General features: G+C 70.1%; 15 protein-coding genes and 1 pseudogene. 6 read left to right on the top strand and 10 right to left on the bottom strand.

The window, feature by feature from the left end; all coding sequences use genetic code 11:
• Both GBZ48_RS27690 and GBZ48_RS27685 read left to right on the top strand, forming a co-directional pair.
• Positions 1-145, top strand: a pseudogene (locus tag GBZ48_RS27690) (electron transfer flavoprotein subunit alpha/FixB family protein); the annotation flags it as partial.
• Positions 146-238: 93 nt separating this feature from the next.
• A complete protein-coding gene (locus GBZ48_RS27685; RefSeq protein ID WP_174473975.1) occupies positions 239-1,117 on the top strand; it encodes a 3-hydroxybutyryl-CoA dehydrogenase in 879 nt (292 codons plus the stop codon).
• A 63-nt stretch (positions 1,118-1,180) separates the two neighbouring features.
• On the opposite strand, the gene GBZ48_RS27680 is transcribed toward GBZ48_RS27685, so the two are convergent.
• Positions 1,181-1,798 (bottom strand): glutathione S-transferase family protein, encoded by a 618-nt coding sequence (locus GBZ48_RS27680; protein WP_174473974.1) that lies wholly within the window; start codon positions 1,796-1,798, stop codon positions 1,181-1,183.
• A gap of 69 nt (positions 1,799-1,867) precedes the next feature.
• The gene (locus tag GBZ48_RS27675; RefSeq protein WP_174473973.1) at positions 1,868-4,315 is read right to left on the bottom strand and encodes a membrane-bound PQQ-dependent dehydrogenase, glucose/quinate/shikimate family; all 2,448 of its coding nucleotides are present in this window, start codon (positions 4,313-4,315) and stop codon (positions 1,868-1,870) included.
• Positions 4,316-4,509: 194 nt separating this feature from the next.
• Between GBZ48_RS27675 and GBZ48_RS27670 the strand changes: the two genes are divergently transcribed.
• Together GBZ48_RS27670 and GBZ48_RS27665 are read left to right on the top strand one after the other, a co-directional pair.
• Positions 4,510-5,046 (top strand): BON domain-containing protein, encoded by a 537-nt coding sequence (locus GBZ48_RS27670; protein ID WP_174473972.1) that lies wholly within the window; start codon positions 4,510-4,512, stop codon positions 5,044-5,046.
• A 174-nt stretch (positions 5,047-5,220) separates the two neighbouring features.
• Positions 5,221-5,430, top strand: a complete 210-nt coding sequence (locus tag GBZ48_RS27665; RefSeq protein ID WP_098735531.1) for a hypothetical protein — start codon at positions 5,221-5,223, stop codon at positions 5,428-5,430.
• A 43-nt stretch (positions 5,431-5,473) separates the two neighbouring features.
• Here GBZ48_RS27665 and GBZ48_RS27660 read toward each other — a convergent pair whose 3' ends face one another.
• Positions 5,474-5,773: a hypothetical protein gene (locus tag GBZ48_RS27660; protein ID WP_174473971.1), complete on the bottom strand. Its 300-nt coding sequence runs from the start codon at positions 5,771-5,773 to the stop codon at positions 5,474-5,476.
• Between the two features lie 344 nt (positions 5,774-6,117).
• Between GBZ48_RS27660 and GBZ48_RS27655 the strand changes: the two genes are divergently transcribed.
• Positions 6,118-7,401, top strand: coding sequence for an allantoate amidohydrolase (locus GBZ48_RS27655; RefSeq protein ID WP_174473970.1), 1,284 nt, complete (start codon positions 6,118-6,120; stop codon positions 7,399-7,401).
• 13 nt (positions 7,402-7,414) lie between these two features.
• Complete coding sequence (locus GBZ48_RS27650) at positions 7,415-8,665, top strand: M20/M25/M40 family metallo-hydrolase (RefSeq protein ID WP_174473969.1); 1,251 nt, start codon at positions 7,415-7,417, stop codon at positions 8,663-8,665.
• 11 nt (positions 8,666-8,676) lie between these two features.
• Here the strand turns inward: GBZ48_RS27650 and GBZ48_RS27645 are convergent, their stop codons facing one another.
• The 7 genes from GBZ48_RS27645 to GBZ48_RS36810 form a co-directional block, all read right to left on the bottom strand.
• Positions 8,677-9,204, bottom strand: coding sequence for a DUF2867 domain-containing protein (locus GBZ48_RS27645; protein ID WP_174473968.1), 528 nt, complete (start codon positions 9,202-9,204; stop codon positions 8,677-8,679).
• Positions 9,205-9,301: 97 nt separating this feature from the next.
• Complete coding sequence (locus GBZ48_RS27640; protein WP_174473967.1) at positions 9,302-11,098, bottom strand: alpha/beta hydrolase; 1,797 nt, start codon at positions 11,096-11,098, stop codon at positions 9,302-9,304.
• On the bottom strand, positions 11,095-13,554 hold the full coding sequence (locus tag GBZ48_RS27635) for a glycoside hydrolase family 2 protein (protein WP_343049699.1): 2,460 nt from the start codon (positions 13,552-13,554) through the stop codon (positions 11,095-11,097). The genes GBZ48_RS27640 and GBZ48_RS27635 overlap by 4 nt, the downstream gene beginning before the upstream one ends.
• Positions 13,555-13,626: 72 nt before the next feature.
• Positions 13,627-14,586, bottom strand: coding sequence for a DUF1839 family protein (locus GBZ48_RS27630; RefSeq protein WP_174473965.1), 960 nt, complete (start codon positions 14,584-14,586; stop codon positions 13,627-13,629).
• Between the two features lie 8 nt (positions 14,587-14,594).
• Positions 14,595-15,521, bottom strand: coding sequence for an amino acid--[acyl-carrier-protein] ligase (locus tag GBZ48_RS27625; RefSeq protein ID WP_174473964.1), 927 nt, complete (start codon positions 15,519-15,521; stop codon positions 14,595-14,597).
• Complete coding sequence (locus tag GBZ48_RS27620) at positions 15,518-16,765, bottom strand: acyl-CoA dehydrogenase family protein (RefSeq protein WP_425486016.1); 1,248 nt, start codon at positions 16,763-16,765, stop codon at positions 15,518-15,520. Before GBZ48_RS27620 ends, GBZ48_RS27625 begins: the two co-directional genes overlap by 4 nt.
• A complete protein-coding gene (locus GBZ48_RS36810; protein WP_281362502.1) occupies positions 16,762-17,130 on the bottom strand; it encodes an acyl carrier protein in 369 nt (122 codons plus the stop codon). The genes GBZ48_RS27620 and GBZ48_RS36810 overlap by 4 nt, the downstream gene beginning before the upstream one ends.
• Positions 17,131-17,219 lie beyond the last annotated feature (89 nt).

Raw genomic sequence — 17,219 nt, 5'->3', positions numbered from 1 at the left:
CCAGCATCTGGCCGGCATGAAGGACAGCAAGGTCATCGTCGCGATCAACAAGGATGAGGAAGCGCCCATCTTCCAGGTCGCCGATTACGGCCTCGTCGCGGACCTCTTCAAGGCCGTGCCGGAGCTGACGGAAAAGCTTGGATAAGGCGCGCTGATCCGGACCGCCGCGGCGTCACCGGACGGAACCGGTGACGCCGCGGCGGACCAACCACCCCACATCCTTCGCGGGACAGCCTCCATGACCACGATCAAGAAGATTGGCATCATCGGCGCCGGCCAGATGGGCAGCGGCATCGCCCAGGTCTGTGCCCAGGCCGGCTACGCCGTCACCCTGTCCGACATCAGCGAAGCGGCGCTGGAAAAGTCGCTCGCCGGCATCTCCCGGAACTTCGACCGGCAGATCCAGAAGGGCAAGCTGAGCGAGACGGACAAGACGGCGGCTCTGGGCCGAATCGTCACCGGCACCGACCTGTCGATCTTCGGCGACTGCGATCTGGTGGTCGAGGCCGCGACCGAGAACGAGGCGCTGAAGCGCGACCTCCTGAAGAAGCTGGTCCCGCACCTGAAGCCGGAGGCGCTGATCGCGACGAACACCTCGTCGATCTCGATCACCCGTCTGGCGGCGGCGACCGACCGTCCGGCCAAGTTCATGGGCATGCACTTCATGAACCCGGTGCCGGTGATGCAGCTGGTCGAGCTGATCCGCGGCATCGCCACCGACGAGCCGACCTTCGAGGCCATCAAGGAACTGACGCTCGCCATCGGCAAGACCGCCGCGGTGGCGGAGGATTTCCCGGCCTTCATCGTCAACCGCATCCTGCTGCCGATGATCAACGAGGCCGTCTACACGCTGTATGAGGGCGTCGGCGGCGTCGACGCCATCGACACCGCGCTGAAGCTGGGCGCCAACCACCCGATGGGCCCGCTGGAGCTGGCCGACTTCATCGGGCTGGACACCTGTCTGGCGGTGATGCAGGTGCTGTACGAGGGCCTTGCCGACAGCAAGTACCGCCCCTGCCCGCTGCTGGTGAAGTATGTCGAGGCCGGCTGGATCGGCAAGAAATACGGCCGCGGCTTCTACGACTACTCGCAGACGCCGCCGGTGCCGACGCGCTGAGGATTGCCGGTTTTGTGAAGAAGGCCCGCCCCGGGAGACCGGGGCGGGCCTTTTCATTGGCGGTCACTTGAAATAGGCGCCGCCTTTGGCAAGCGCGCGCTGCCATGCCGGACGGGCGTGCATGGCGTCGACGAAGGCGGCGAGCTTCGGCCAGCGGCCGCGGTTGCCCTTCATCATCGCAATCTCGACCGGGAAGCTGAGCATGATGTCGGCGCCGGTCAGATCGTCGCCGACGAAATGGCCGGAGGGGCGAAGCTCGGACTCCAGATAGTCGAAATGGCTGGCCAGCTGCTCCTGGATGCGGGGATGCAGCGGCGCCCCCGCCTCGCCCAGCCGCCCGACATAGAGGTCGAGCAGCACCGGGGTCATCACCGAGCCCTCGGCGAAATGCATCAGCTGGAGATGGCGCAGCGCGTCGTCCGATCCGGCCGGCGGCAGGAAGCGGCCGGCACGCTCGCACAGATGCTGGACGATGGCGCCGGACTCCATGACGATCCGCCCGTCGATCTCCAGCAGCGGGGATTTCCCCAGCGGATGCACCGCCTTCAGCTCCGGCGGGGCCAGATTGGTGACCTTGTCGCGCTGGTAGAAGCGGATCTCATAGGGAAGCTCCAGTTCCTCCAGGAGCCAGAGAATCCGCTGCGACCGGCTGTTGTTGAGATGATGGACGATGATGGTCATGAACTGCCTTCTCGGGGTCGGTTGAATCGCGGAGAGTGGCGATCCTACACCACCTCGTACGGATGGATTTCACTTCGGCAGCGCGTAGGCGATCACTGAATCGCCGCCCTTGGTCCCCAGCGAGCCATGGCCGCCGGCCACCACCAGCACATATTGCCGGCCGTCCTCGCCCTGGTAGGTCATCGGCGTCGCCTGACCGCCGGCCGGCAGGCGGCTTTCCCACAGCTGCCTGCCGGTGGAAACGTCGTAGGCCCGGACATAATAGTCGATGGTGCCGGACAGGAAGGCGACGCCGCCCGCGGTCATCATCGGGCCGCCCAGGTTGGGCACGCCCATGCGGAAGGGCAGCGGGACCGGCGAGGCGTCGCGGGTGGTGCCGTTCTTGTGCTTCCACACCAGTTTGCCGGTCGTCAGGTCGGCGGCGGCGACATAGCCCCAGGGCGGCGCCTGACAGGGCAGCCCCAGCACCGAGACGAAGGGGCCGAGCTTGATCGCATAGGGCGCACCGAAATTCTCGTTCAGCGCCGGCAGGCTGAATTTGGGCCGCTCGTCGCCCTGGACATAGAGGTCGGTGTCGTTCTGGCGCGGCACCAGCTGCGAGACGAAGGCGAGATATGTCGGGGTGGTGAAGGCGATCTGGCGCTGGGGATCGACGGCGACGCTGCCCCAGTTGAAGACGCCGAAATTGCCGGGATAGACCAGCGAGCCCTGGAGCGACGGCGGGGTGAAGCGGCCGTCGTAACGCAGGCGCTTCAGCGCGATGCGGCAGGCGAGCTGGTCGAACATCGTCGCCCCCCACATGTCCGCCCCGCTCAGCGGCGGCGGGTCGTAGGACAGGACCGAGACCGGCTGGGTCGGGGCGCTGTGGTCGCCCTCGGCGGCGCCCTGCGGCGCCGGCTTCTCGGTCACCGGCAGGACCGGCTGGCCGGTGCGGCGGTCGAGCACGAACAGCTCGCCCTGCTTGGTTGGCTGGACCAGGGCCGGGACGGTCTGGCCGTTGACGGTCAAATCGATCAGGCTGGGCTGCGCCGGCACGTCATAGTCCCACAGATCGTGATGCACGGTCTGGAAGACCCAGCGCACCTGCCCCGTCGCCAGATCGAGCGCCACGACGGAGGAGGAGAAGCGCTCCACCTCCGGGCTGCGGTTGCCGCCGAACTGGTCGGGCGGCTGGTTGCCCAGCGGCAGATAGACCATGCCCAGCGCCTCGTCGACGCTGGCGATGGACCAGCTGTTGGGCGAGTTGACGGTGTAGGTCTGGCCATCGGCAATCGGCGCGGTCTGGTCCGGCCTGGCCGAATCCCAGTTCCACACCAGCCGGCCGCTGTCGGCGTCGAAGGCGCGGACGACGCCCGACTGCTCCTTGGTCGAGACATTGTCCAGCACCGTGCCGCCGACCACGATCAGCTTGGCGGTGACCACCGGCGGCGAGGTCGAATAATAGGCGCCGGGTTGGACATTGGGCATGTTGGCCCACAGGTTGACCTGCCCGTTCTCGCCGAAGCCGGTGCAGATCGACCCGTCCTCCGGGTTCAGCGCCACCAGTCGGCCGTCGGCGGTCGGCATGAACAGCCGGGCAGCGCAGGCGCCGCCGGCCGCAGGGGTGGATGCCGTGGCCGTCGCGGCCTGCGGCGCCGGGCGGTAGGACAGGCCGCGGCAGGTCAGGTGCTGCAGGGCCAGCTGCTTCGGGTCGATCTGAAGGTCGCGGCGCCAGACCTCCTTGCCGGTGGTGGCGTCGAGCGCGATGACATGCTGGTGCGGCGAGCACAGGAACAGCCGGTTGCCGATCTTCAGCGGCGTCACCTCGAAGGTCGTTTCCTTCGGGTCGCCGGGCTGGCCGCGCAGGTCGCCGGTCTGATAACTCCAGGCGACCTGAAGCTTGTCCGCGTTCTCCGGCGTGATGCCGGTCAGCGGCGAATAGCGCTGGCCGAAGCCGGTGCGGCCATAGGCCTGCCACTCCCCGTCCGGGACCGCTGGCCCCGAACCGCCGGCCGGAGCCGCGGCGGAGGCGGTCTGCTGGCGCGCCGGAACGGTGCCGTCGATGCGGTGCGGGTCGGTGAACCAGGAGGCGACGGCGACCAGCAGCACGACGGCCAGCGAGGCGGTCAGCGCAAGGCCGGTGCCGCGGAAGGCGCCGACGGGATAGGCCCCCGGCGCCGGTTCGCCGGCCATCGGCTGGCGTTCGCCCAGGCGGTGGGTGACCCAGGGCAGCAACAGCAGGAATCCCACCACCGCGACCACGTCGCCGCGCGCCGACAGCGGCCACCAGTCCAGCCCGACCTCCCACAAGGCCCAGATCAGCGTGCCGATCACCAGCAGCGCATAGACCGACAGGGCCGCCGGTGACCGCTTCGCCAGCAAGGCCGCGGTGGCGAGGAACAGCAGGCCGGCGACGGCGTAGTACCAGGAGCCGCCCAGCAGGATCAGCCAGAGACCGCCGCCCAGCGCCCCCAACCCCAGAACCGCCAGCAGGATGACCATCGCCCAGAGGGCGACGCTTCGTTCGGACTGTTTCATGGCACGCACCTCGACCGAAAGCTTTTCGGACCGAACAGCCGGGCGCGGCCAAGGTTGCGGCATTTTCGGTCCCCATCCCCTTTCACCCCGCAAGGCTGACCTTCCGGGTGCGCCGGGCTCAAGCGCCGGAACGCCACGGGCGCAACTTTTGTTAAAGGGCAAAGGAGTCCGAAATCAACGAGACGGAGGCCGCCATGCACCGCCATCCCTGGAGCGAAGAGTTCGTCAAGATGAGCCCGCAGGCCCACTATCGCGGCGTCGGCCCGCGCAATTACCGCCGCTCCGACGAACGCATCCTGGAGGACATCAACGAGCGCCTGACCGACGACCACCACATCGACGCCTCCGACATCGGCGTGAGGGTGGAGGGGGGCGAGGTGACGCTGTCCGGCACCGTCGGCGACCGCGCGGCCCGCCGCCGGGCGGAGGACATCGCCGAGAGCGTGTCGGGCGTCGGCCATGTGCAGAACGACCTGCGCATCGCCGGCCGGACCGCGCCGGGCCAGACGACCTCCGTCGGCATCGGCGAGCGGGTGGAACCGGCGGCTCCGCAGGGCGAGGGCAGCGTGACCGGCCCCGGCGCCCCGGCACGGGACGCGATGGTGGCGGCGCTCGACAACAGCTCCATGGTGCTGGGCAAGCAGCCGCTGCCGGAGGACGACACCCTGCGGCACGGGGACGCCATGGCCGAAAGTGGCGGGGCCGGCAGCGACGCGCGCAACCGCCGCTGAGTCAAGGACTTGCCGGGGGGCGTTCGCCCCCCTGCACCGCATGCGCTGCTGCCCTGCGCCGGGGATCGCAGGACCGGAGAGGCTGCTTAACCGTTGGTTAACCGTCGGGGACCATTGTCCCGCGGCCAATCGAGTATCCCCTCTCAAGCCTTCTGGAACAGAGCAGCTGCCATCATGGGCAACAAGACCATCAAGCTTTCCGACAAGTCCGGCTACCGCGACGTCGAACTGGACCAGCTGCCGCGCAATGTGCGCGCCGCGGTCACCGACCTGTCGACCAAGAACCCGGTCGCCGACATCATCGTCGACCAGTCCGGCATGCTGTACCGCATCCACCTGTCGGCACCGGCCAACATGTATGTGGATGTGCTGTCCGTCGCCTGACGCGGCGCCACGGCTTTCCGGTTTCGCGAAGGGCGGTTTGCAGCTATTGCAGCCGCCCTTCGTCGTTCCGGCCCTCCAGCCGGGCCAGCGCCCCGTTCAGCAGCCGGGGCGGCAGCATCGCCACCGCCCCCTCGCGCACGGCGCGCGCATCCTCGATGTCCAGCCCGGTGGCGACGGCCAGCTGGCGGTCGTCCAGCCCGCGGTCCTCCGCCAGCAGCGTGATCCACCCCGCCAGCGTGCGGGCCTGGGCCAGCTCGGTCCGGTTGTTGAACCACAGGCCGGCACCGGGTCGGCCAATCGGCGTTGCGTTCTCGAAAGGCATGTCGGGATCGAACGACGTCATGGACGCACCTCCCCTCAGCTGTTTCTTTCGCACTCGCAGCAAATACGCGCCCCGATAAGACCCCCAATACGACCGTTGACCGGGCGCTTTTGTTCATCCTCATCTATGAAGTCTGCCCGAGGCTTCCAGAGGGTGGTAGGCATTATTCGGCACCACCAACGAATTCCGCCCTGTCTTTTTGCGCTGCGGCACGGGCGGACGGCGCTGGGGCTGCGCCTTTCCGGGATTCTTTGAAACTGTCTTCGCCGGCCGGGGGCTAGGGCGGCAGCGCGGCTTCGGCGTATAACCGCTTCCATAGTCCTGATTCCATCGTCCCGCTTCCTCAGCGCATTCCGGAACCGCCGATGCCCGATTCCCTGCCGCCCGACTCTCCGCAGCCCGAGTCTCTGTTGTCGGGAGCGGCCCTTCTCGACCGCATCGACGCGCTTGCGGCGATCAGCGCGGAGGAGGGGCGGCTGTCGCGCCTCTACCTGACGCCGGAACACCGCCGCGCCAACGACCTCGTCGCCGGCTGGATGCGCGAAGCCGGGATGGGCGTGCACGAGGACGCGGTCGGCAACATCGTCGGCCGCTACGAGGGCGACAAGCCGGGGCTGCCGGCCCTGCTGATCGGCTCGCACCTCGACACCGTGCGCGATGCCGGGCGCTATGACGGCATGCTGGGGGTGCTGAGCGGCATCGCCGTGGCCGCCGACCTGCACGCCCGCGGCCGGCGCCTGCCCTTCGCCGTCGAGGTGATCGGCTTCGGCGACGAGGAGGGCACGCGCTTCCAGTCGACCCTGATCGGCAGCCGCGCCATCGCCGGCACCTTCGACCCGGCGGTGCTGGAGACGCGCGACGCCGCCGGCACCCGGCTGGCCGACGCCATGACCGCCTTCGGGCTGGACCCCGCCGCCTGGGCCACGGCCGCCTACAAGGCGGAGAACGTGCTGGCCTATGCCGAGCTGCACATCGAACAGGGGCCGGTGCTGGAGGCGCTGGGCCGGCCGGTCGGAATCGTCACCGCCATCGCCGGCGCCACCCGGCTCGCGGTGACGGTGGAGGGGATGGCCGGCCATGCCGGCACCGTGCCGATGACCCTGCGCCGCGACGCGCTGGCGGCCTCGGCCGAGATGATCCTGGCGGTGGAGGAGCTGTGCTCCGGCCAGGAGCGGCTGGTCGGCACCGTCGGCCGGATCGAGGCGTCGCCCGGCGCCACCAACGTCATCCCCGGCAAGGTCCGCTTCACCATCGATTTGCGCGCCGACCGCGACGGGCTGCGGCTGGAGCGGGTCGGCGCGGTCCGCGCCCGGCTGGAGGCCATCGCCGACGCCCGCGGTGTCGCCATCGGCTTCGAGACCCTGCATGAAAGCCCGGCGGTCGCCTGCCACCCGGCGCTGATGGCGCAGTTCGCCGCCGCCGCCGAGGCCGAGGGGCTTGACGCGCCGGAGCTGCCGAGCGGCGCCGGCCATGACGCGATGGCGGTGGCGGCGCTGACCGACATCGCCATGCTGTTCGTGCGCTGCGACCGCGGCATCTCGCACAACCCGGCCGAACGCATCACCGCCGCCGACGCCGAGGCCGGCGCCCGCGTGCTTGCCCGCTTCGTCGAACATTTCCAGCCCGCAACCTCCTCCTCCATCCCGTGACGGACCGCCTGCCATGACCGACCTGTCCCCCTCCCTCGCCGCTACCCTGGATGAGGCGGTGAATGCCCGCTTCGACGAGGAGGTCCGTTTCCTGGCGGAACTGGTGAAGGTGCCGTCCGACAACCCGGCAGGCGACTGCGCCCCCCACGCCGTCCGCGCCGCCGAGCTGCTGGAGGCGATGGGCTTCACGGTGGAGCGCCACCCGGTGCCGGCCGAACTGGTGCGGGCCAACGGCATGATCAGCGCCACCAATCTGGTGATCCGCCACCGCTTCGGCGACGGGCCGACCCCTGGCCCGACCGTGGCGCTCAACGCCCATGGCGACGTGGTGCCGCCCGGCGAGGGCTGGTCGAGCGATCCCTACGGCGCCGAGATCCGCGACGGCGTGATGTACGGCCGCGGTGTGGCGGTGTCGAAGTCGGATTTCGCCAGCTACGCCTTCGCGCTTCGGGCGCTGATCGCCTCGCAGGCGCCGCTCAGGGGCACGGTCGAGCTGCACCTGACCTATGACGAGGAAGCCGGCGGCGAGATCGGGCCGAAATGGCTGCTCGACCAGGGGATTTCCAAGCCGGACTATGCGGTGTCGGCCAGCTTCGCCTATTCGGTGGTGACCGGGCACAATGGCTGCCTGCATCTGGAGGTGCAGGTGGACGGCAAGTCCGCCCACGCCGCCCGCCCCGACACCGGCCATGACGCGCTGGAGGCGGCGACCGGCATCCTGACCGCGCTCTATGCCCACCGGCCGGAGCTGGCGGCGCGCCGGTCGAGCGTCACCGGCATCACCCACCCGTCGCTGACGGTCGGGCTGATCCAGGGCGGCATCAACACCAACGTGGTGCCCGACCGCGTCACCTTCCGCCTCGACCGCCGCATGATCCCGGAAGAGAACCCGGTGGAGGTCGAGGCCGAGCTGCGCGCCCTGATCGAGAAGGCCATCGCCGGCCGGGAGGGCATCCGTGTCTCCATCCGCCGCATCCTGCTGGCCCGGCCCTTCCGCTCGGTCGGCGACGCGCCGCGGCTGGCGGCGCTGTTTGCCGGCCATGCGCAGGAGGTTCTTGGCGTTCCGGTCGGTCAGACCGGCATCCCGCTCTACACCGACGCCCGCCATTATTCGGAAGCCGGCATCCCCACCATCCTCTACGGCGCCGGCCCGCGCGACCTGCTGGAGGCCAACGGCCACCGCGCCGACGAGAAGCTGGTGCTGGAGGATCTCCGCAAGGCCACCCAGGTGGTGGCGCGGTCGCTGGCGGAGCTGCTGGCCTAACTCAGGCGCGATCACCCGGCCTTGCGGGCGAGATAGCTGCGCAGCGAGGCCGGGACGATCATCCTGTGCATCGGCTTGACCACCAGCATGTAGGCCCTGCCGAGCCGGTTCTTCGTCCTGACCACCGTGGTGACCGCCGCCAGCTGGCGGTCGCCGCCGGAAGCGAGCCTGCGCACCGACAGCCAGACGTCGAGATGCCTGTCGCGGTCGCAGACGACCACCTCGTCCTCCCGGCTTTCGACCAGCGTGAAGATGCCGATCCGGTCGCCGGGCCGGTAGGAGCCGGGCGGACGGGCGGGATCGACGGCGCCGAGCGCGCCCAGATCCTTCAGGCCGAGCAGACGGACCGCCTTGTTGCGCAGCCACATCATCCGCTCGATCCAGGGCGGGCTGGCGGCCAGCACCTGGATAAGGAGTTCGAGCGCCGACAGTTCCGGATCGGGCACCGGGAAGCGGTAGCAGTCGTGGAAGTCCGCCGCCGGGAGGCGTGGATACAGCGCGCAGTCGGCCGGAACGTCCGAAAGCTCAATCCGGTGCATCGGAACGGTCTCCGCAGGGGATGACAATACCGCCGACGTTCCGCCGCCACCGGGGCCCGTGTCAATACGCCGCCCGTGCCCGTCCCGGAGGGGGCCCCTACCCCACCCGTTCGCCGGACGGCAGGCCCCCGGATGACAGATCCAGGCCCCAGCCGGTCAGGTCCGAGGCGGCGGGGTCCGCCTGCGCCGCGCTGTCCAGTCCGGCCAGATGGCGGTCGATCATGCGGTCCAGCCGGTCGCGCGCCTCCCAGACCGTCAGGCTGTGGTCGGAGCGGTCGAGATAGGCCACCTCGATGCCGGACAGGCCGTCGAGCGCCCGGCCGCCCTCGCCCAGATGCAGGTAGAACTCGGCCAGCGTCATGTCGCCGCTGCTGTAGACCACCAGCACCCGCCGGCCTTCCACCGACAGGCGGCGGAACATGCGCAGCGCGTGGCGGGTCAGGCCGGTGCGGAGAAGCACCTTGCGGAAGAAGCGTCCAGCCAGACGCCTGGCCAGCCCGGTCAGGCGGGCGGGCTTGCGGAAGCTGGCACGCAGCCGGGCCGGCTTCAGCGCCTCGATCAGATATTCCTTGGTGGAGCGGAAGGCGACCGTCCGCATCAGCTCCGACACGGCGATGCCGCCGCCCATCTCGAACCGGCCGGGGTTCAGCACGATCTGCCCGACGACGCGGTCGTCGCCAAGGCCGGCATGCAGCGCGGGCGTGCCGCCGGCGCACAGGCCGATGACGACGATGCGCTCGTGCCCCTGCTCCTCCAGCCAGTTCAGGGCGGCGCGGACGTCGCCCATCACCTCCTTGTTGTAGAGGAGATTGTCGGGGAAACCGGGGCGGTCGGGGCTGTCGCCGATGCCGGCCGCGTCGATGCGGAGCGAGGTGTAGCCGCGCGCCGCCAGCCGCCGCGCCTGCACCACCGTGGCGCGGCCGGAGCCGACATGGTGGGTGGCGCCGCTGTTCAGGAACAGGATGGCCGGCCGGTTGCCGGCGGGATCGGCCAGGACCGGCGTGCAGTAGATGCCGAACAGCTCCGGCGCGCTGCCGAAGAAGATCGGGCGTTCGACCGCGGTCGGCATCATCAGACCGGCCGGACGGTCCGGCGGCGGGGTGGCCCCGCTGGCGACCGGAGCGGCGGCGACGATCCAGCGCAGCACCGGCTCGAACGCGGCGGCGGCCTGGGCGCGCTGCGGCTGCTGGGTCAGCTCCATCATGCCGCTGACGCCCATCGGCTCCGCCACCGCACCCAGCGTGCGCCAGCGGGCGGCCAGCTTCACCGGGGTCTTCCCCTCCGGCCGGTCGGCGATCAGGATGCGCGGCGCCGGCAGTGCCGGTGCGTCGCAGGGGTTGAGGCCGCCCAGCGTCAGCGCGGTTTCCGGCGTCAGCGGCATGCCGATGACGTTCAGCCAGGAGGAGCGCTCCGGCGGTTCCGGGTTGCAGACCGGACGCAGCACGATGGAGGAGAGGGTCTGCATTTCGCGGACCGCCTTGCGGCCCGAGGTGATCGGCGACAGCAGGACCAGCCTGTCGATGCCCTGCCCGTCCTGCGCCATCTCCAGCGCGGCGGCGGTGGCGAGCAGCGCGCCCATGCGGAAGCCGACCAGGGTCACGTCGGTGACGCCGGTATCCTCGCGCAGGCGGCGGACCGCCGCCTTGACGCCATCGAGCCAGGCACGCACCCGGTCGGGTTCGCCGTCGTCGCCGGCCGAATCGCCGGAGCCGGGATAGTCGAACCGCAGCGTCGGCAGCCCGGCGGACGCCAGGCTTTCGGCGAAGCTCTTCCATGCCCGGTGGGCGCACAGTTCCTCGTACCCGTAGGGACCGCAGAGCACCACCCCGCGCAGCCCCTCGGCCGGGTGCAGCCATCCGAAACAACCCTCGAACACCACCGGTGTCGGCTTCATGCGTTCCCCCTGTAGCGGACGGGCGCCAGCGCGTTCAGCGCATGGACCTCGCCGTCTGGCACCATCCGTCCGGCCGATGCCGTCCCGTCCGTAACCCCAACCCGAGACCCATTCCCAGTCTGCGAACCGGCCCGCGGCCGCAGGCGGACCACCCGCTCGACGCCGGGGGACAGATGGAACCAGCCGTCATCCGCCTGGAACCGCTCGTCCTCAACATGCACCGAACAGGCAAACCGTCCTGTCGCGAGCCGCAGCGCCCACTCGTCGCCGCCTGAACTCCCTTGGCGCTCGACCACTGCCGTCAACCCCAGGTCGGCGCGCGGCAGCGAGCGCCCCTTTGGAAAATAATGAGACTCGTCAATTGGTTCCGCGTCCCTTTCGGCCAGCAGCAACTGAGCCGTCACCACATCGTGCGAGATAGGCCCAAACCTGTAGGCGTAGGTCGTGTCAAAAAAGCGGTCGGACAGTTCGGCGGCGGCCAGCGCTACCGCACCCCTCGGCGGAATCGCCACCGGACGCTCCGCCTTCAGCACAGGAACCGACCCCTCCCGCCAAGCGGTCAGCCGCAGCAGAGCCTGCACCGGGCGGGCGGTGTCGTTGACCAGATGCACGGCCAGCCCGTTGACGCCCTCGTCGGTCAGGATGACCCGCAGCGGGCGGAAGGCGCGCTTCAGGGCGTACCAGGCTGGTTTCGGCGTGCCGTCGGCGGCGACCACGCCCCAGCCGGCGCCCCAACCGCCACTGGCCCATGGGTCGCGCCACTGCCAGACCAGCCCGCCGGCGCAACTGGAGCCGGCGCGCCGCCACTCGTCGAACACCGCCTGCATCACCTCGCCGGTCACCGCGCGCGACAGGCGGCGGTAGCGGTCGGGATCCTCGTAGCGCAGGCGGCGCGGATCGACGGCGTAGAGGGTTTCCAGATAATGCTCCCGCACATCCTCGAAGTCCCAGGAGGCGCCGGGATCGCGCGGAACCCGCGCCTTCCAGCGCGGATGGTGGAGCGCCGGAACGCCCGGCGGATCGTCCTCGGGCAAGTTGGCGAAGGCGAGGCATTCGCTGGCGAAGCGCACGCCGGCCCGCCGGGCATCGTCGAGCGGCTTCATGTAGGCGCCGACGCCGTAATAATGGGTCACCCCGGCATTGGCGATGAAGGGCAGCGGCCCGCCGCTGGGCGAGTTCGGCACCTGAATCAGGTCGGGCCGCCGGGCCGCCGTCTCCTCCGCGATCACCGCGCTCAGCGCCGGCTGGACCCAGGAGGCTCGGGGCAGGCCCAGCATGGCCGCCTGCTGCTCCATCTCGCTGCCGCCGCAGAGCACCGCCAGCGACGGCGACGCCTGGGTGCGGTCGAGCAGCTGCGCGATCTCCGCCCGCACGCTGTCGAGGAAGGCGGCGTCGGTCGGATAGTCGAAATTGGCGAACATGGCGTCCTGCCAAACCAGCAGGCCCAGCTCGTCGCACAGCTCGAAGAAGGCGTCGCCTTCATACAGCATGGTGCCGCCGACGCGGACCATGTTGGCCCCGGCCTCGCGCAGCCGGCGCAGTTCCGGTTCGTAGGCGGCGCGGTCGGACGACAGCCCGACAAGATCGACCGGCACCCAGCAGCCGCCGCGGCAGAAGACGCGCTCGCCGTTCACCAGCAGCGCGAAGCCGGTGCCGTCCGCCCCGCGGTCGACGGCCAGCGAGCGGAAGCCGACACGGCCAAGCTCCACTTCGACCGATCCAATCCGGGCGGCGACGCCGTGCAGGACCGGCTCGCCATGGGTGTGCGGCCACCAGGGCTCGACGCCCGGCAGGGTCAGGTCGGCGGTGAAGCCGTCCACGCCGTCGAAGACGAGAGGCGCCGTGTGGCCGGCGACCTCGACCGATCCGGTGGCCCCGGCCGATGCGCCCTCCACCGTCAGGCGCAGCGACAGGTGACCGTCGCGCCCGTCATAGCCGCTGCGCAGGTCGGCGGCGAGGACACGGCAGGGGCCGGTTTCCTCCACCAGCTCCACCGGGCGGAAGGGGCCGACGGTATGGATCGGCGGGCACCAGCCGGGCATGTGGCCCAGCAGGGTGGTGCGGACGAAGCGCAGTCCCGCCGGCTCGGCCAGCTTTGGACGCCAGCGGGCGCGGCCCTTCTTCGCCGCCAGCACCGGGTGCAGGGCGTGGAAGCGGATGGACAGCTCCGCCTCGCCGTTCAGCGTCACCGGCACCTCATGGGCCAGATACATGCTGTCGGAGGTCAGGATGCAGTCGCCGTCCAGCCGCACCTCCGCGATGGTGGCAAGGCCGTGGAAGCGCAGGACATGGGGGCCGAAGCCGGACAGCCGGGTGCGGTAGACGAAATCCCTGTCGTGCAGCGGGGCCGGGTCCTCCACCGACCACAGGCCGGCGGCCTGGAGGGCCTCAGCGGCGGTGCCGGGAACCGGAGCGGGGATGACCTCCCCGCTGTCCAGTCCACCGGGAGTCGACACGGTCAGCGTCCATCCCCGATCCAGAAGGGTCCGCCGCTGTCCCGTGACCGCTCGGATTCGGGCCATCGCCGCTCACCCGTACCGGCGGGCCAGACTGCCCATGACGGTGTCGTAGCCGCGCTCCAGCCGGTCGAAGCTGTCGGTCAGGTCGGGCGCCTTGCGCCGGGCGACGGTGCGGGCCAGCTGGAACTGCATCGCCTTGGCGCCCTCGGCGATGGAGTTGCAGGCTTCCACCGCGTCCGCAGGGCCGTCGAGCCAGCGGAGATGAGCGCCCAGCAGCTCGAAGTTGGCGCCGAGCTGGCGCAGCAGGTTGAAGGCGTAGAGGTGGAAATACTCCATCGGCCGGGCGAGCAGCCGGTCGAGATGCTCGGGGAAGGCGGCGCGGTAGGCCGTCACCGGGTTGCCGGCCGGGCGGCGGGCGAGATGGCGGCGCAGCAGGTCGAGCGACGCGGTGACCAGCGCCCCGCCCTCCAGCGCCATCCCGCCGGGCTTCACGAACTCGACATAGGGGAAGAGCGGCCCGGCCGCCGCCGCGGCGACGCCCTGGTAATCGGCACCATCGAGCCGGTAGAAGCCGGCATTGTGGAAATAGTCCATCGTCCCGGCGACAGGGTCGATGCGGACGATGCCGACCGTGGTCTTCACATGGGTGGTGCCGTAGGAGGTGCCGCGGGTGTCCGGCAGGTGGAAGCCGTCGACCTCCACCAGCACCAGACCGCCATCCGGGCTGCGCCGCAACTGCTCGGCCACATGGGCCTCGACGCTGTCGTAGATCGCCAGCTCCTGCACGCGCAGGCCGTACAGCGTCTCCAGATCCTCCAGCGGCACCTTGAAGAAGGTGAACTGGTCGCCTTCGAAATCCTGGGCGACGGTGAAGCCCAGCATCGCCCGCGGTTCCAGTCCGCGGGCGTGCAGCGCCTCGATCCACAGATCGACGTAGCAGTTGGTCTCCGGCCAGATCCGTTCCCCCCCCTGGTCGTCCCGGTGCAGGGGATGGCGGTCGTAGCCGTCTGGGTGGCGCTGCGTCCACATGGCGCCGGTCACCCCCACAGGACCTTGCGCACCGACGCCGGCCATTGCGCCGTGTCGAAGCCATGGTGGCGGAACAGAGCCAGCGCCACGCGCTCCATGCCGAAGCCGACGCAGGCGGTGTGGGCGACGCCGTCATCGGCGGTGTGGATGTCCCACAGATGGCCGAAATGGTCCTGGTGATAGTTGAAGCTGAGGCAGGCGGTCGGCTTCTCCCGGCTGGTGATCGGGATCAGCAGCTCGAACTTCAGCTTCTGCTCGCGCTGGCTGTTCGACAGCATGGCGCCGGCCCGGCCGAAGAAGGGGTCGTTGGCGACATCGACGTCGAGCGGCACCTCCAGCGAGCCCATCATCTCGCGCCCGCGCTCCAGCCACAGCTCGCGGAACTCCACGACCTGATCGGGCGTGCCGATGCGGATGTATTCGCGCATGCGGAACAGCTGCATGCGGGCGGGGTCGATGGAGGGCTCATGGCGGAAGCAGTAGGAGAAGACGTCGATCAGCTTGCCCTCGCCGGGCAGCGGGCCGCGCCGCGCAATGGTCGGATAGACCGGGTAGCAGGCGGCCGGCGTCATCACCACGTCGGTCGCGACCTGATCCTCGGTCCAGTCCTGGCCCTCCTCCAGCCGGCGCAGCAGGCTGCGGTGCGCCTTCTCGTCGCCGCCGAAGCTGTGGATGGTGCCGGCCAGATGGGGGAAGCTCTTGAGATACTCGCTTTCCTCGAAATACTGGCGGTTCAGCGCCGGCGGGAAGCGCATCACCTCCGCCCCGTCCTGGCCGCCCCAGCGGGTGACCAGCGCGTCGAAGCGCTCCACCACATCCTCGAAGACGCCGCTGCGGCCATAGAGGCCGTCCACCCCGGTGGGGATCAGCAGGCCCGCCTCCACCAGCTCGTCGCGATAGGCGGCCTGGGCGGCCGTGATGTCGACCATGTTCATTCGAAGGCCCCCGACCCGTCGCGCTGGACGAGAAGCTGAGTGGAGATGTGCGACATGATGCGGTCGTTGCCGATCATGAGGGCGGCGGAATGGGCGTCGCGCAGGTGGCGGCCCAGGCTGTAGGGGGTGTCGTTGCGGTAGCCGGCCAGCCCGCAGGTGCGGATCGCCGCCTCAACCACCTCGCGCACCAGCTCCGACGTGGTCACCTTCAGCGTGCCCATGGCGGTGGCGAAGGACAGGCTGGTCAGCCGCTCGGGCGAGCCGCAGGCCAGCTCGTACTGGCGGATGGCGGCCAGGATGACGGCCTTCATCTGCTGGAGCTTGGCGGTCGCCTCGGCCAGCCGCACGGCCGACGCCGGGGTGGTGCCGGGCTTGCGCTTGGCCTCCGAGCGGACATAGGCGCGGGCGCGGCTGACGGCGTCGGCGGCGATGCCGAGCCAGGTGCTGCTCCACAGGATGTGGGTGACCGGCAGCATGGTCCGGGCCGACAGGTCGGCGTAGGACAGCGGCAGGATCTGGTCGATGACGCCCGCCGCCTCCAGCCGGTAGCCGTCGGAGCAGGTGCCGCGCATGCCCATCGCGTCCCAGCGGCTGGTCTTCTCCAGCCGGTAGTCGTCCTTGGTCACCACCACCAGCACCTGATCCGACGACGGGGCGTCGGGGTTGCGCCGGGCGGTGACCAGGATCACGTCCGACTGGTCGCCGTAGGAGATGACGGACGCGTTCTTCGCCAGGGTGAAGCGGTCACCCTCGGCCCCCGGAGTTGACTTGACGGCACAGACGCTGTTGCGGATGTCGCCGCCGGTCTCGGCCTCCGTCGTGGCGGAACCGAGAAGGAGCTGGCCGGCGGCGATGCGCTCCATCAGGCCGCGGTGCCAGCCGTTGTCGCCATGATTGACCAGACAGGCGATCTGGATCTGGTGCATGGCATAGATCATGCCGGTGGCGGCACAGCCGCGGGCCAAAGCATGGCAGGCCGCCGCCACGTCGAACAGCGACGCACCGCCGCCGCCGAGTTCCACCGGGATCATGACGCCCAGCAGCTTTTCCGCGCGCAGGGTGTCGAAGGCCTCGCTGGGGAACCGGCCGTCGCGGTCGACGTCTGCGGCATGGCGCGCGGCGATTTCGGCGCCGATGCTGCGCGCGCGGGCCACGACATTGGTTTGGGCTGGGGCTTGGCCTGGGGCTGGGGCTTGGGCCAAGGCTGGAGTCAGCTCGGCCAAGCCGGCCAGGGCCGCGTTCACGCCTCGCCCCCGTCGATCAGGCCGCGCACCGCGTCGCGGATGGCGGCGATGCTCTCGAAGGTGCGGCGGTTCAGCAGCTTTTCCGGAAACTCGACGTCGAACTGCTCCTCCAGCCCCAGCATCAGGCCGACGCAGCCGTGCGAGGTCAGGCCGGCGGCATAGAGGTCATCGTCGATGGCGAGCGTTCCGGCATCGACCGCCAGCCCGCCGCACTCCGCCAGGACGGAGCGGATGCCGGCGACCGTCTCGTCGTCGGCGCCGCCGGCGGGCGGACGTCCGAGGCCCCCGGCGGCCCCGGCGGCCCCGGCGGCCTGGAAGCCCTCACGGGAAGAATTGGCGTAAGGCGGGCTGGCATCCTGCGGCATTCTCGAATTCCCTCGGGGAAACTTGCTGGTCTGAAGCTAGCCACGCCACCCCGGTGCTTCCACTCGGCATCGGTATGGCCGCACCGCTA

Origin of the sequence: Azospirillum melinis (genome assembly GCF_013340935.1) — a bacterium.
GTDB lineage: Bacteria > Pseudomonadota > Alphaproteobacteria > Azospirillales > Azospirillaceae > Azospirillum > Azospirillum melinis.
Note: the sequence above shows the minus strand (reverse complement) of the source record. Positions and strands in the feature narration are given on the sequence as shown.